We start from the raw sequence: 14,388 nt of genomic DNA on the forward strand, positions 1-14,388 counted from the left end.
CGGCTCGAAGGGATGAGGGAACGGTGACTTACGGACGTGCGGTCAGATGGTCCGGTGGCGCGGCGCTGGCGCTGGCGCTCACGCTGACCGGGTGCGGGAGCGACGACAACGGCAAGACGGACGAGTGGGCCAAGGCCGTCTGCGACCGGATGCAGCCGGAGGTCGAGAAGATCCGCTCGGCCAGCGCGGCCATCACCGAGGCCAGCGAGGGTGGGAAGCCGGCCGCCGAGGTTCAGGAGGCCGACTCGGCGGCGTTCCAGGAGATCTCCGACGCGTACGCCAACCTCGCCACCATCGTCAACGACGCCGGCGACCCGCCCGTGGACAACGGCGCGCAGCTGCGGCAGGACGCGGTCGGGGAGCTGAACAGCATCTCGGAGTCGTACGCCGGCCTGAAGACCTCGGTCGACGAGCTGGACCCGGACGATGTGTCGGCGTTCTCGGACGGGCTCAAGGACATCGCCGGCCGGCTGAGCACGCTGGGGCAGAGCGGTGACGAGGCGCTGAGCGAGCTCCAGTCCGGGGAGCTGGGCCAGGCGATGGCCCAGCAGGAGGGCTGCCAGAGCGCCCCGGCGGGCGGCCCGGGCGGCGAGGACGCGGACGGAGGCGAGGATGCCGACGCCGACGCCGACGCCGACGCCGGCAAGGACGAGGACGCGGACGCCGACGCGGACTCCGATGACGAGGACGCCTGAGCGCGCACCACAATGGCAGGGTGAGCACTGCTGATCTCCCCCTCCCCACCGCCGCCGGCACCGCCCGTCTCCGGGCGGCGCTGACGGCGTCCGCCTTCACCGCCGACGGTCTGCTTGAGCTGCTGGGCGGCCCCGCGTACACCGCGCTGGCCCGCGGCGAGACCGTCCCGGCGGCCCGTGCGACCGGCGGCGACGACAGCGCGCCCGCCGTCCTCGTCCGGCTGTTCCTGCTCCAGCGGCCGGTGCCCTACGAGCGGGCCCGCGCCGTCCTCCCGGTGGATGGGCTGCTCGGCGACGGCTGGCTGCTGCGCGAGGGCGCGGGCGTACGGGCCGCGGTCGACGTCCGCCCGTACGCCGGGCCCGAGGGGCAGGACTGGTGGGTGGTCTCCGACCCCGGGTTCGGCGTCGGCGGCGCGGGCGGGGCGGGCGGCAGGGACCGCGATGTGGTGCTGGGTGTCGGCGGCGCCTCCATGACGCTCGCTCAGCTCACGGTCCGTGAGCCGGTGGACCGCGCGCTGGACGTGGGCACCGGCTCCGGCATCCAGGCGCTGCACCTCGCCCAGCACGCGCGGCGGGTGGTGGCCACGGACGTGAACCCGCGCGCGCTGCGGATGGCCGCGCTCACCCTGGGGCTGTCGGGGGCGGCGGAGCCGGAGCTGCGGGAGGGCTCGCTGTTCGAGCCGGTGGCGCGGGAGGCGGGCTTCGATCTGATCGTCGCCAACCCGCCGTTCGTCATCTCCCCGGCCCAGGGCGCGGACGCGCTCACCTACCGCGACGGCGGGATGGGCGGCGACACGCTCTGCCGCACGCTGGTGGAACGGTCGGCGGACCGGCTGACCGACGGCGGCGTGTGCCAGCTGCTCGCCAACTGGCAGCACGTGGAGGGCGAGGACTGGCGCGAGCGGGTCGCCTCCTGGGTGCCGGCCGGCTGCGACGCGTGGATCGTGCAGCGCGAGCGGCAGGACATCACCGAGTACACCGAACTGTGGCTGCGCGACGCGGGCGTCCACCGGGACGATCCGGCCGGGTACGAGCGGCTGTACGGCCAGTGGCTGGCCGAGTTCGAGCGGCGGCGCACCGGGGGCGTGGGGTTCGGCTGGATCACCCTGACCAAGACCGGCAGCCGCCGGCCGTCCGTCACGGCGGAGGAGTGGCCGCACGCGGTCGAGCAGCCGCTGGGGGAGACGGCGCGGCGCCGTCTCGCGCTCGCGGCGTTCCTGCGGGACCACGACGACCGGGCGCTGCTGGCCACCCGGTTCGAGCTGGCCGAGGGCGTGGTGCAGGAGCAGGTGGGCGCGCCGGGTGCGGAGGACCCGGAGCATGTGGTGCTGCGGCAGCGGCACGGCATGATGCGGGCGCACGCCGTGGACACGCTGGGCGCGGCGCTGGCGGGGGCGTGCGACGGGACGCTGCCGGCCGGGGTGATCGTGGACGCGATCGCGCAGTTGCTGGAGGCCGATCCGGCGCGGGTGCGGGAGGGGGCGCCGGCGGTGCTGCGGACGCTGGTGGGCGACGGGTTCCTGCTGCCGGTGTGAGCGGCGGGCCGCGAGCCCGCCGGCGGCACGGCCCCGGGCAGGCCAAAGGGCCGACTCCGGGGCGCCCGGGCCGGCCCTCCGCCTGGTGCCGTCGCGTTACTTCTTCAGGACCAGGCCGTCGGAGTCGGTGCGGTCCTCCTTGACCAGGAAGAGGATGCCGTCGATGAGCGACCAGATGCCGAGGCCACCGCAGGTGAGCAGCTGGGCGACGGCCATGCCGTAGTGGCCGGTGTACCAGCGGCCCGCGCCGACGCCGCCGAGCAGGATCTGCAGGATGCCGGCGACGACCTTGGACTTGGGGGACTCGGGGGCACCGGCCGGGGAACCGGGAGCCGGGGCGGGGGGATAGGTCATGAGCGGTGTTCCATTCAGGCTGTGAGATGGTCGAACGACAAGCGGATTTACTTGTTGTTGGTGCTCAGACATCCCGAAGCGCTCACCGGTTGCACCGGATCGGATACCGATGCAGAAGTGATATCCGTTACCCCATGAGGTTGCGGACCACGGCCCACCCCACCGCGATCCCCACGATCGCCACCATCCCCGCCCGGCCGCCGAGAGCCGGCCGGTAACGCCGCCCGCGCAGCCCCTCGTACAGCCAGCGGCCCCCGATCCACGCCCCCAGCGGCAGACCGAGCAGCAGCAGAACCGCGTTGTCGTGCAACGCCGCGGCGACGTCCCCGTGCAGCAGGTCGTACGCCATCCGGGTGCCGCCGCAGGCCGGGCAGAGCAGCCCGGTGGCCCAGTTGAACGGACAGCGCGGCAGCAGCCCCCCGCCCTCGTGCGGGTTGGTGTGCCACAGATAGACCGAACCGGCCAGGCCGGCGGCGAGGGTGGCCAGCGGCAGCACCGAGGGGTGAAGCCGCCGCCCCGCCCGCGTGACACTGCTCACCCGGCTCACCCCCTCCACCTCACGGCCCGGCCCGGATCAGCTCTTGAGGGCGCGGCCGTCGGAGTCGGTGCGGTCGTCCTTGACGAGGAAGAGGATCCCGTCGATGAGCGACCAGATGCCCATACCGCCACAGGTGAGCAGCTGGGCGACCGCCAGGCCGTAGTGCCCGGTGTACCAGCGACCCGCACCGACACCGCCGAGGACCAGCTGGAGCACACCCGCGATGATCTTCGACTTGGAGGAGTACGGACGCCCGTACTGGTCATAGCCGAAGGGGGCGTTCGGGTCCACCGCGCCGTAGGCGGCACCGGGCTGCTGGGCGTATCCGGGCGGCGGGTACTGCCCGTACCCGCCGGCGCCCGGCTGCTGCGGGTAGCCGTACCCCGGCTGGCCGGGCTGCCCGCCGGGCGGCGGCGTCCCGGGCTGGCCCGGCTGGCCGGTGGGCTGCTGGTACGGGTTCTGGTTCGGGTCCGGCGGCGGCTGCTGATACGGGTTCTGGTCGGTCATGAGTCCCCCTTGCGGATGGATGAGCGGAAGCGCGGGCCGGTCAGGGACAGACCGGTTCCACGGCCGACATCCTGCCAGGGGCATGGGGCGGCGGGAACGCGGGCTGTCGGGTTACGGTTCGAGTGGCGTCGCGGGGTATTCCCGTTTGACACGGAGCCGGGAGGTAGCGTCACACTCCGCACGGGGCGCGGCGAGCCCGTACCCACCCCGTACGCGGCGACCGCCCATCCGCGCCGAGAGCTACCGGAGAAACCGGAGAGAAGAGAGCGAGACGTTGTCCCCGACCAGCGAGACCACGAACGGCGGACGCCGGCTTGTCATTGTCGAGTCGCCCGCCAAGGCCAAGACGATCAAGGGCTACCTCGGCCCGGGCTATGTGGTCGAGGCGAGCGTCGGACACATCCGCGATCTGCCGAACGGCGCGGCCGAGGTGCCCGCCAAGTACAAAGGGGAGTCCTGGGCGCGGCTCGGCGTGAACGTCGACGCCAACTTCCAGCCCCTCTACGTCGTCAACAGCGACAAGAAGGACCAGGTCAGAAAGCTCAAGGAGCTGCTGGCCGAATCGGATGAGCTCTACCTGGCCACCGATGAGGACCGCGAGGGCGAGGCCATCGCCTGGCATCTGCGCGAAGTCCTCAAGCCCAAGGTGCCGGTGCGCCGGATGGTCTTCCACGAGATCACCCGCGACGCCATCCGGGCGGCCGTCGACAACCCGCGCGAGCTGAACCAGCTGCTGGTGGAGGCGCAGGAGACCCGGCGCATCCTCGACCGGCTGTACGGGTACGAGGTCTCGCCGGTGCTGTGGAAGAAGGTCATGCCCCGGCTGTCGGCCGGGCGCGTGCAGTCGGTGGCCACCCGGCTGGTCGTGGAACGGGAGCGGGAGCGCATCGCGTTCCGCCCGGCCGCGTACTGGGACCTCGTCGGGACCTTCGCCACGGGCGAGGGCGCCGACGGCGGCCCGGACACCTTCGGCGCCCGGCTGGTCTCCGTCGACGGGCGGCGCATCGCGCAGGGCCGGGACTTCGGCGCGGACGGGCAGCTGAAGAGCCCCGGGCAGGTGCGGCAGCTGGACGAGGCGACGGCCCGCGCGCTGGCCGAGGGGCTCGCGGGGGCGGCGTTCACCGTCCGCTCGGTGGAGTCCAAGCCGTACCGGCGCGCCCCGTACGCGCCCTTCCGCACCACCACCCTCCAGCAGGAGGCGTCGCGCAAGCTCGGGATGGGCGCGAAGGCCACCATGCAGGTGGCGCAGCGGCTGTACGAGAACGGCTTCATCACCTACATGCGGACCGACTCCACCACGCTGTCGGAGACGGCGGTGGCGGCGGCGCGGGCCCAGGTCACGCAGCTGTACGGGCGGGACTATCTGCCGGACCGCCCGCGCACCTACGCCAGCAAGGTGAAGAACGCGCAGGAGGCGCACGAGGCGATCCGGCCCTCCGGCGACCGGTTCCGCACCCCGGCCGAGACGGGGCTGACCGGCGAGCAGTTCCGGCTGTACGAGCTGATCTGGAAGCGGACCGTCGCCTCGCAGATGAAGGACGCGGTCGGGCAGTCGGTGGCGGTGCGCGTCGCCGGGACGAGCGCGGACGGGCAGGACTGCGAGTTCGGCGCGACGGGGAAGATCATCACCTTCCACGGCTTCATGAAGGCGTACGTCGAGGGCGCGGACGACCCCAACGCCGAGCTGGACGACCGCGAGCGGCGGCTGCCGCAGGTCGCCGAGGGCGATGCGCTGGCCGCGCGCGAGCTGGCCGCGGACGGGCACTCCACCAAGCCGCCGGCCCGCTACACCGAGGCGTCGCTGGTCAAGGAGCTGGAGGAGCGCGAGATCGGGCGGCCCTCGACGTACGCCTCGATCATCGGCACCATCCTGGACCGGCGCTACGTCTTCAAGAAGGGGACGGCCCTGGTGCCGTCCTTCCTCTCCTTCGCCGTCGTCAATCTGCTGGAGCAGCACTTCGGGCGGCTGGTGGACTACGACTTCACCGCGAAGATGGAGGACGACCTGGACCGCATCGCCACCGGCGACGCGGAGGCGGTGCCGTGGCTGCGCCGCTTCTACTTCGGTGAGGGCGAGGGCGTCGGCGGTGCTGCGGAGGCGGGCAACGGTGACGGCGACCATCTGGGCGGGCTGAAGGAGCTGGTCACGGACCTGGGCGCGATCGACGCCCGGGAGATCTCCTCGTTCCCGGTGGGCGAGGGCATCGTCCTGCGGGTCGGCCGGTACGGGCCGTACGTGGAGGCGCCGCCCGAGGAGGGCGCGGCCGAGGGCGAGCCGGGCAAGCGGGCGGACGTCCCCGACGAACTGCCGCCGGACGAGCTGACGGTGGAGCTGGCCAAGGAACTGCTGGCCAAGCCCAGCGGGGACTTCGAGCTCGGCACCGACCCGGTCAGCGGTCATCCGATCGTGGGACGGGACGGGCGGTACGGGCCGTACGTCACCGAGGTGCTGCCGGAGGGCACGCCGAAGACCGGCAAGAACGCGGTCAAGCCGCGCACGGCGTCGCTGTTCAAGTCGATGCGGCTGGACACGATCACGCTGGAGGACGCGCTGCGGCTGCTGTCGCTGCCGCGGGTGGTGGGCACCGACCCCGAGTCGGGGGACGACATCACCGCGCAGAACGGGCGGTACGGCCCGTATCTGAAGAAGGGGACGGACTCGCGCTCGCTGGAGAGCGAGGAGCAGCTGTTCACCATCACGCTGGATCAGGCGCTGGCGATCTACGCCCAGCCGAAGAAGCGCGGGCGGGCCGCGGCCAAGCCGCCACTGAAGGAGCTGGGCACGGACCCGGTGACGCAGGCGCCGGTGGTGGTGAAGGACGGGCGGTTCGGTCCGTACGTCACGGACGGCGAGACGAACGCGACGCTGCGGCGGGACGACGATCCCGAAACCATCACCCCTGAACGTGGGTTCGAACTGCTCGCAGAGAAGCGGGCGAAGGGGCCGGCGAAGAAGACCGCGAAGAAGGCGGCCAAGAAGACCACCAAGAAGACGGCGGCGAAGAAGACGACCGCGAAGAAGACGACGACGGCGAAGAAGACGACCGCCAAGAAGACCGCCGCCAAGAAGACCACGGCGAAGAAGACGGCCGCGAAGAAAACCTCCACGGTGGAAAAGTCCACGTCAAAGGCCGAAAACGGCCCCTCGGGCGACCCGGGCGCGGACGGCGGCGCCTGACGCGGCACGCCCGGCCGGTGTGTGCGAGTGGGAAGGCACCCGGCCGGGCCGCCTCATGGCGGCGCTGCCGCGCTCGTTCCCCGGGCAAATGTTCGGGTAGCTGACGCTTGTGTCGGTGACGGCGGTTACGCTGGCCGAATGACGCGAGCAGAGCAACACCCGGTTGTTGACCCCACCTGCGGCGCCACCGACGAGGCACTCGCCGCGGACTCCCGGGAGCGCGCCCGGCGGGCGTTGCTGCGGGTGCCCGAGCTGCGGCGCCTGTGGGAGGCGCAGTTCACCGGCGGTATCGGCGACATCCTCGCCGTGCTGGTGGTCACCCTGCTGTCCGTGCAGGCGGCCTTCCACGTCACCGCGGGCGGCGAGATGCTGTTCGGCGGCGGCTACCGGGGTGTGGCCCTCGCCATCACCCTCGCGCTGACCGTACGGCTGGCGGCCGGGGTGCTCGGCGGCGTGCTGCTGCTGGGCCCGATCGCGAAGCTGCTCGCCCCGGCCGGCTCGCTCGACCGGCGCTGGACGATGATCGGGGCGGACGGGCTGCGTGCCGCGCTGCTGATCGTCGCCCCGCTGTGGATCATCTGGGTGCCGGACAGCGCGTACATCTACCTGCTGGTCACGCTGGGCGTCAGCGGGCTCGCCGAGCGGGTGTGGACCCTCGCCAAGGACGGCGTCGCCCCCGCGCTGCTGCCGCCTCCGCCGCCGGAGGGCGCCGCTGTCCGGCCGCTGCCCGACCACGGCGAGGCGCTGCGCCGGCTGTGGCTGCGCACCGCGTTCCTGTCCGTGCCCGCCGCCGCCGCGGTGCTGGTGGCCGTCACCCTGGTCAGCAATCTGCTCGCCACCGGCATCGACTGGTTCGGTGTGCACCAGGCGGCGCTCGCCTCCTACGTGGCGGCCGGGTTCTTCGCCGCCTCGATCTCGGTGCTCTACTTCCTGAAGCTCCCGGCCGGTGACGCGCGCCGCCCGGTGTCCCCGCTGGAGGGGCTGCGCCGGCCGGCGGCCGGCACCACCCCGGACCGGGGGCGTACCGGCGCCATCCCGGTGCTGGTGCTGGGGTGCGCCGCGCTGGCGGCGGCGGTCGCCGCGGCGGTCGCGCTGGGCGTCCTGCGGGTGCTGGAGTTCGGCGGCGGCCCGGTCTCGTACGGCCTGCTCGTCCTGGGGCTGACCGGCGGTGTCGCGGCCGGGGTGCGCTGGTCGGGCGCGGTGCTGCCCGCGCTGTCGCGGCGGCGGATCTTCGCGCTGGCGCTCGCGGTCGGCGGGCTCGGCCTGTTCGGGGTCGGGATGATCGCCGACCCGGCGACGGTGCTGTTCACGACGGCGGTCACCGGCGTCGCGGCCGGTGTCGCGGCGGCCACCGGGCACGTTCTGCTGGACCAGGAGACCGAGGAGTTCCGGCGGCCCCGGCTGACGCAGCACCTGCACGCCGTGGTCCGGGTCGCGATCGGCCTCGGGGTGCTGGTGGCCCCCCTGGTGGCGGCGCTGATCGGGCCGCACCGGGTGGAGCGCGGCGACTTCGTGATCGACCACGGGGGCGCGGCGTACACCCTCATGATCATCGGGGCGCTGCTGCTGCCGGTGGCCGCGCTGGTGCTCGGCCGTACCGACGACCGGCGCGGGGTGCCGCTGCGGCGCGACCTGGTGACGGCGGTGCGCGGCGGCTCGGTGGAGCCGGTGGCGGCCACGGCCGACGGCGGGTTCTTCATCGTGGTCGAGGGCGGTGACGGCGCCGGCAAGACCACCCAGGTGGAGAAGCTGGCCGAGTGGATCCGCGGCAAGGGCCACGAGGTGGTCGTCACCCGCGAGCCGGGCGCCACACCGGTCGGCCAGCGGCTGCGCACCATCCTGCTGGACGTGTCGACCGGCGGGCTCTCGCACCGGGCCGAGGCGCTGCTGTACGCGGCGGACAAGGCCGAGCACGTGGAGACGGTGGTGCGTCCGGCGCTGGAGCGCGGCGCGGTGGTGATCTCCGACCGGTACATCGACTCGGCCGTGGCGTACCAGGGCGCCGGGCGCGATCTGTCGGCCACCGAGGTGGCGCGGATCTCGCGCTGGGCGACCGACGGTCTGCTGCCGCATCTGACGGTGCTGCTGGATGTGTCGCCGGAGACGGCGCGGGAGCGGTTCACGGAGGCGCCGGACCGGCTGGAGTCGGAGCCGAGTGAGTTCCACCAGCGGGTGCGGTCCGGGTTCCTGGCGCTGGCCGCCGCCGACCCGGCGCGCTATCTGGTGGTGGACGCCGGGCAGGACCCGGAGTCGGTCACCACGGCGGCGCGGCACCGGCTCGACCAGATGCTGCCGCTCTCGGAGAAGGAGCTGCGGGAGCAGGAGGAGGCCCGGCGCAAGGCCGAGGAGGAGGCGCGGCGGCGCGCGGAGGAAGAGCGCCGGCGCAAGGAGGAGGAAGAGCGCCTGGAGCGGGAGCGCCAGGAGGAGCTGGCGCGGCTGCGGGCCGAGGAGGAGGAGCGCAAGGCACGCGAGGCCGAGGAGGCCCGGCTGGCCGAGGAGCGGCGCAAGGCCGAGGAAGCGCGGCGGGTCGCCGAGGAGGCCCGCCGGCTGGCCGAGGAGGAGCGCCGGCGGCGGGAGGCCGAGGAGCGGCTGCGGCAGGCCGAGGAGGAGCGCCGCCGCCGGGAGGCCGAGGAGGAGGCGCGGCTGCGGGCGCAGGCCGAGGAGCGGCGCCGTGAGGTGCAGCGCAAGGCCGAGGAGGCGCTGCTGGCGGCCGAGCGGGCGCGTCTGGAGAAGGCCGACAACAGCGAGACGGTGCAGATCCCGCAGGTCGGCGACGCGGACGACGGCAGCAACAGCGAGACGATGCAGATCCCGAACTCGTACCCCGGCACGGCCGACGACGAGACGACGGTGCTGCCCGTGGCGGGCGACGTCGGCGAGACCCGGCCCATCCCGAAGGTGACGGACGAGGGCGGGGACGAGGAGCCGAAGCGCCGGTCGCGGCCCGCGTGGGCGGAGGAGACCCCGCTGGACGACGTGCCGACGCTGGCGGACGAACTGCTCGGCCCGCACCGCGACGACGACGAGCGGGACGAGGGCAAGGGGGGCAAGGGCGGCAGAAGCCGCTGAGCCCACGGGGCCCACTGAGCCGCTGAGCCGACCGCCGAAACGGCGCTTCCGGGAACTCCGGGAGCGCCGTTTCCGTCGGGTGTGGGGGTGCCGGCCGTTACTGGTCGCCGGGCGCGGGCAGCAGCGGGAACGGCTCGTGGATGGTGACCTCGTCGCCGGGGGCGATCCGGTACGGGCCGTCGCAGACCTCGTCGGGGGCGGGCATGCCGTAGCCGGCGGGGGTGGTGGCCACGCAGGCGTAGTACGTGCGGTGCTCCTGGGGCGCGAAGGCGACCCCGCAGCGTCCGCTGGCGTCGGTGGTGCAGGCGTCGATCAGGGCGCCGCGTTCGTCGACGACCTCGAAGACCACGTCCTTGACACCGTGCCCGGCGCCCGCGTCCTCGGCGACCGAGATGAGGACCCCTTCTTCCGCGGCGGTCCCGTCCTCTTCCTCGGCCGGTTCCTCGGCGGGCTCCTCCTCGACCGGGTCCTCCTCGGCGGGCGGCTCCTCGGCCGGCACCAGCGAGGGGCAGGTGACGGAGCCGATGACCACGTCGCCCGCCAGGTCCCCGGCGGCCTCGGTGAGGCTGAGGCGCAGGGCGTTGACGGTGAGGGAGCCGTCCGGGCCGGGGAGCTGTTCGTTGAGGACGACCTGGCCGAGGCCGCCGGGCAGCTGGACGGTGGTGCCCGGCGCCGGGTTGGCGCTGAAGCCGAGGCGCGTACTGCCGTCGACGGTGAGCAGGACGTCGTGGACGCGTACCCGGGCGGTCGGGTCGGACTCGTCCTCGCTGGCGCAGCGCGCGGTCACCACGCCGGTGCTGAGGACGGCGGCGGCCAGGTCGAGTTCGGTGGCGGCGACGCCGGCCTCGGCGGCGGTCCCGCCGGTGCTGCGCTCACCGGCGCGGGCGTGGATGCCGGCGACGGTGCCGAGGGAGGCGAAGCGGGCGGAGGAGACCTCGGCCCGGACGGGACCGCTGGGGTAGGCGGCGTGGGCCTCGGTGATGGCGATGCCGTTGCCGAGGGCGGCGGTGAAGCCGGTGGCGGAGAAACCGGCCGGGTCGGCGGTGGGGGCGGCGAGCGCGGGACCGGGGAGGGCGAGGGCGAGGGCGGTGGCCACGGCGAGGGCCGGGAGGGTTGCGGTGCGGGGCATGGGGCGGGACACTCCTATCATCGTGACGCGATGACCACATAGTGTGATGATCGGTATCGCGGATTCCATGCGCCTCACACGGAGTCCACCGATCGGCGCAGCAGGCCGCCCGGGATGGACTGTCAGTGGGAGACGGCAGAATGTGGGGCATGACGGTCTGGGACGAGCTGGTGGGCCAGGACCGGGTCGCGGCGCAGCTGACGTCGGCGGCCCGGGACGCCGACGCGTATGTCACGGCGATCGAAGCCGGTCAGGAGCCGCGGCTGGCCGGCTCCTCGATGACGCACGCCTGGCTGTTCACCGGCCCGCCCGGCTCCGGCCGCGCCACGGCGGCGCGCGCCTTCGCCGCCGCGCTCCAGTGCCTGAGCCCGGACCGCGCCCTGGGCGGAGCCCCGGGCTGCGGCTTCTGCGACGGCTGCCACACCTCGCTGGTCGGCACCCACGCGGACGTCGAGGTGCTGCGCACCGACCTGCTCACCATCGGCGTCAAGGAGACCCGGGAGCTGGTCCGCCGCGCCCAGCTCTCCCCGGCCGGCGGCCGATGGCAGGTCATCGTCATGGAGGACGCCGACCGGCTGACCGAAGGCGCCGGCAACGTCCTGCTGAAAGCGGTCGAGGAGCCCGCCCCCCGTACCGTCTGGCTGCTGTGCGCGCCCTCCACCGAGGACGTCCTGCCCACCATCCGCTCGCGCTGCCGCACCCTGTCGCTGCGCACCCCGCCGGTGGCCGCGGTGGCCGACGTCCTGATGCGGCGGGACGGCGTCGCCCCCGAGGTCGCGCACGCCGCCGCGCAGGCCACCCAGGGGCACATCGACCGCGCCAGGCGGCTGGCCACCGACGAGCGGGCCAGGGAACGGCGGGCCGCCGTGCTGCGCATCCCCGAGCGGGTGAGCGACCTCGGCGGTGCGCTGCGCGCCGCGCAGGAGTTGGTGGACGCCGCCGCCGAGGACGCCAAGCAGCTGGCCGGCGAGCGGGACGAGAAGGAGACCGAGGAGCTGCGGGCCGCCCTCGGTGCGGCCGAGGGCAAACGGCTGCCGCGCGGCACGGCCGGCGTCATGAAGGACCTGGAGGACCGCCAGAAGCGCCGCGCCACCCGCACCCAGCGGGACACCCTGGACCTGGCGCTCACCGAGCTGACCGGCTTCTACCGCGATGTCCTGGCCCGCCAGCTGGGCACGGCCGTGGCGCTGGCCGGCGGGGAGAGCGCGCCGGCCGTGGAGCGGGTGGCGGCGGCCAGCACCCCGGAACACACCCTGCGGCGGATGGAGGCGATCCTGGCCTGCCGTACGGCACTCGATCGCAATGTTTCCCCGCTCCTCGCGGTGGAGGCGATGACGGTGGCCCTGCGATGAGCGGATACGCTCCAGGGATCACGCGATCAAGGACACGCCACGGGGGCCTGACATGACCCGATTCGCCCGCTCTCTACCCCTGCTGACGGCCGGCGCCCTGCTGCTGACCGCGGCCTGCTCCGCCGAGACCCGCACCGAGGAGCGCCCCAGCCCCTCCCCGTCGGCCGGCGACGAGCCGGGCGGCGGCGGCCCGGAGGGCGCCGACGGCGGCTCCGCCGCCGACGCCCCGGTGCTCGACCCGCTGCCCGAGGAGATCCCGGCGGACCTCCAGCCGTACTACGAGCAGGAGCTGACCTGGCGCGGCTGCCCCGGCGTCCCCGGCTTCCAGTGCGCGATGCTCACCGTTCCGCTCGACTACGAGAGCGTCGACCCGGCCGACGACATCCAGCTCACCGTCACCCGCGCCCGGGCCGGCGGGGCCGACCGGCTCGGCGCCCTCCTGATGAACCCCGGCGGCCCCGGCGCCTCGGCGGTGGAGTTCGCGCAGGACGCGGCGAACTACATCTTCCCGGCCGAGGTGCGCGAGCAGTACGACATGGTGGGCCTGGACGCCCGCGGCACCGGCGGCAGCGAGCCCATCGAGTGCCTGACCGGCCCCGAGATGGACGCCACCACCCAGGTGGACCGCACGCCGGACGACGAAGAGGAGATGCAGGCGCTGCTGACCGCGCACGAGGAGTTCGCGGCCGGCTGCCAGGCCAACTCCGGGCGGCTGCTGGAGCACATCTCCACCATCGAGTCGGCCCGCGACATGGACGTGCTGCGCTCGGTCCTCGGCGACGAGCGCCTGCACTACGTGGGCTTCTCCTACGGCACCAAGCTGGGCGCGGTGTACGCCGGCCTCTTCCCGCAGCGGGTCGGCCACCTGGTGCTCGACGCCGCGGTGGACCCGCGGCTGTCCACCCTGGACCTGGACCGCGAACAGGCGGGCGGGTTCGAGACGGCGTTCCGCTCCTTCGCCGCCGACTGCGCCTCCCGCCGCTCCTGCCCGCTGGGCCCCGAGGGCGGCGACGACGCCTCGGCCAACCTCCTCGCCTTCTTCGCGGAGCTCGACGCGACCCCCCTGGAGACCGGCCAGGACCGCCCGCTGACCGAATCGCTGGCCACCACCGGCGTGGCGATGGCGCTCTACAGCGAGTCCCTGTGGTCCGAGCTGCGGCTGGCCCTGACCGCCGCCATGGACGACGGCGACGGCGCGCCGCTGCTGGCACTGGCCGACGCGTACAACGAGCGCGAGCCCGACGGCTCGTACGGCACCACGATGTTCGCCTTCCCGGCGATCAGCTGCCTGGACAGCCCGGCCGCGACCACCACGCCCGAGGAGGTCCTGGCCCAGCTCCCGGACTACGAGGAGGCGTCCCCGACCTTCGGCCGTGACTTCGCCTGGGCCACCCTGCTGTGCGGCGTGTGGCCGGTGGAGCCCAGCGGCACCCCGCTGACGATCCCGGCGGCCGGCGCCGACCCGATCCTGGTGATCGGCACCACCCGCGACCCGGCCACCCCGTTCGCCTGGGCGGAGGGCCTGGCGGACCAGCTCCAGTCCGGCATCCTGCTGACCTACGACGGCGACGGCCACGGCGCGTACGGCAGCGACAGCTGTGTCGACACGGTGGTGAACGACTACCTTCTGGCCAACACGACTCCCGAGGAAGGTGCTTCTTGCCCATAGCCTGCGCGGGCTTCCGGCCCGCGATCTCGGCCCGCACGGAGGGCGAACCCCTCCCTGCGGGCGTGACGGACACCGAACTGGACGCCCACTTAAGCCAGTGCCGCGACTGCAACCGCTGGGCCCGCCACCTGCGAGCCCTCCGCGCAGCCACGGACGACCTCCTCCACCGCCGCCCCCGCCGCGGTGTGACCCCACCCCCCACCCCCATGTAGACTCATCACGCACCACCCGCCGCCTTAGCTCAGTCGGCCAGAGCGACGCACTCGTAATGCGTAGGTCAAGGGTTCGATTCCCTTAGGCGGCTCACCCGGGAGCCCAGGTCACATCTCCTGTGACCTGGGCTTTTCCGTGTTCATGACCCC

10 protein-coding genes and 1 tRNA gene are annotated in these 14,388 nt (G+C 73.8%); 7 read left to right on the top strand and 4 right to left on the bottom strand.

Annotated features, from left to right (window positions below):
* Positions 1–23 precede the first annotated feature (23 nt).
* On the top strand, positions 24–695 hold the full coding sequence (locus tag BM385_RS14165; RefSeq protein ID WP_093843253.1) for a hypothetical protein: 672 nt from the start codon (positions 24–26) through the stop codon (positions 693–695).
* 20 nt (positions 696–715) lie between these two features.
* Positions 716–2,230 (top strand): DUF7059 domain-containing protein, encoded by a 1,515-nt coding sequence (locus BM385_RS14170; protein ID WP_093843254.1) that lies wholly within the window; start codon positions 716–718, stop codon positions 2,228–2,230.
* A 96-nt stretch (positions 2,231–2,326) separates the two neighbouring features.
* On the opposite strand, the gene BM385_RS14175 is transcribed toward BM385_RS14170, so the two are convergent.
* The 3 genes from BM385_RS14175 to BM385_RS14185 form a co-directional block, all read right to left on the bottom strand.
* Positions 2,327–2,584: a TM2 domain-containing protein gene (locus BM385_RS14175; RefSeq protein ID WP_019433973.1), complete on the bottom strand. Its 258-nt coding sequence runs from the start codon at positions 2,582–2,584 to the stop codon at positions 2,327–2,329.
* Positions 2,585–2,711: 127 nt separating this feature from the next.
* The gene (locus BM385_RS14180) at positions 2,712–3,131 is read right to left on the bottom strand and encodes a DUF2752 domain-containing protein (protein ID WP_019433972.1); all 420 of its coding nucleotides are present in this window, start codon (positions 3,129–3,131) and stop codon (positions 2,712–2,714) included.
* 27 nt (positions 3,132–3,158) lie between these two features.
* Positions 3,159–3,629 (bottom strand): TM2 domain-containing protein, encoded by a 471-nt coding sequence (locus BM385_RS14185; RefSeq protein ID WP_019433971.1) that lies wholly within the window; start codon positions 3,627–3,629, stop codon positions 3,159–3,161.
* 274 nt (positions 3,630–3,903) lie between these two features.
* Between BM385_RS14185 and topA the strand changes: the two genes are divergently transcribed.
* Together topA and tmk are read left to right on the top strand one after the other, a co-directional pair.
* Positions 3,904–6,807 (top strand): type I DNA topoisomerase, encoded by a 2,904-nt coding sequence (gene topA, locus BM385_RS14190; protein WP_093843255.1) that lies wholly within the window; start codon positions 3,904–3,906, stop codon positions 6,805–6,807.
* A 138-nt stretch (positions 6,808–6,945) separates the two neighbouring features.
* Positions 6,946–9,876 (top strand): dTMP kinase, encoded by a 2,931-nt coding sequence (gene tmk, locus BM385_RS14195; protein ID WP_175542984.1) that lies wholly within the window; start codon positions 6,946–6,948, stop codon positions 9,874–9,876.
* A 97-nt stretch (positions 9,877–9,973) separates the two neighbouring features.
* Here the strand turns inward: tmk and BM385_RS14200 are convergent, their stop codons facing one another.
* Complete coding sequence (locus BM385_RS14200; protein ID WP_093843257.1) at positions 9,974–11,005, bottom strand: choice-of-anchor P family protein; 1,032 nt, start codon at positions 11,003–11,005, stop codon at positions 9,974–9,976.
* A 149-nt stretch (positions 11,006–11,154) separates the two neighbouring features.
* Between BM385_RS14200 and BM385_RS14205 the strand changes: the two genes are divergently transcribed.
* The 3 genes from BM385_RS14205 (at position 11,155) to BM385_RS14220 (ending at position 14,330) form a co-directional block, all read left to right on the top strand.
* Positions 11,155–12,357 (top strand): DNA polymerase III subunit delta', encoded by a 1,203-nt coding sequence (locus tag BM385_RS14205; RefSeq protein WP_093843258.1) that lies wholly within the window; start codon positions 11,155–11,157, stop codon positions 12,355–12,357.
* Between the two features lie 52 nt (positions 12,358–12,409).
* Positions 12,410–14,026: an alpha/beta hydrolase gene (locus BM385_RS14210; protein WP_093843259.1), complete on the top strand. Its 1,617-nt coding sequence runs from the start codon at positions 12,410–12,412 to the stop codon at positions 14,024–14,026.
* Between the two features lie 230 nt (positions 14,027–14,256).
* Positions 14,257–14,330: transfer RNA gene (locus BM385_RS14220), tRNA-Thr, on the top strand.
* The last annotated feature ends 58 nt before the right edge of the window (positions 14,331–14,388 follow it).

The organism is Streptomyces harbinensis (assembly GCF_900116145.1).
Taxonomy (GTDB): domain Bacteria; phylum Actinomycetota; class Actinomycetes; order Streptomycetales; family Streptomycetaceae; genus Streptomyces; species Streptomyces carpaticus.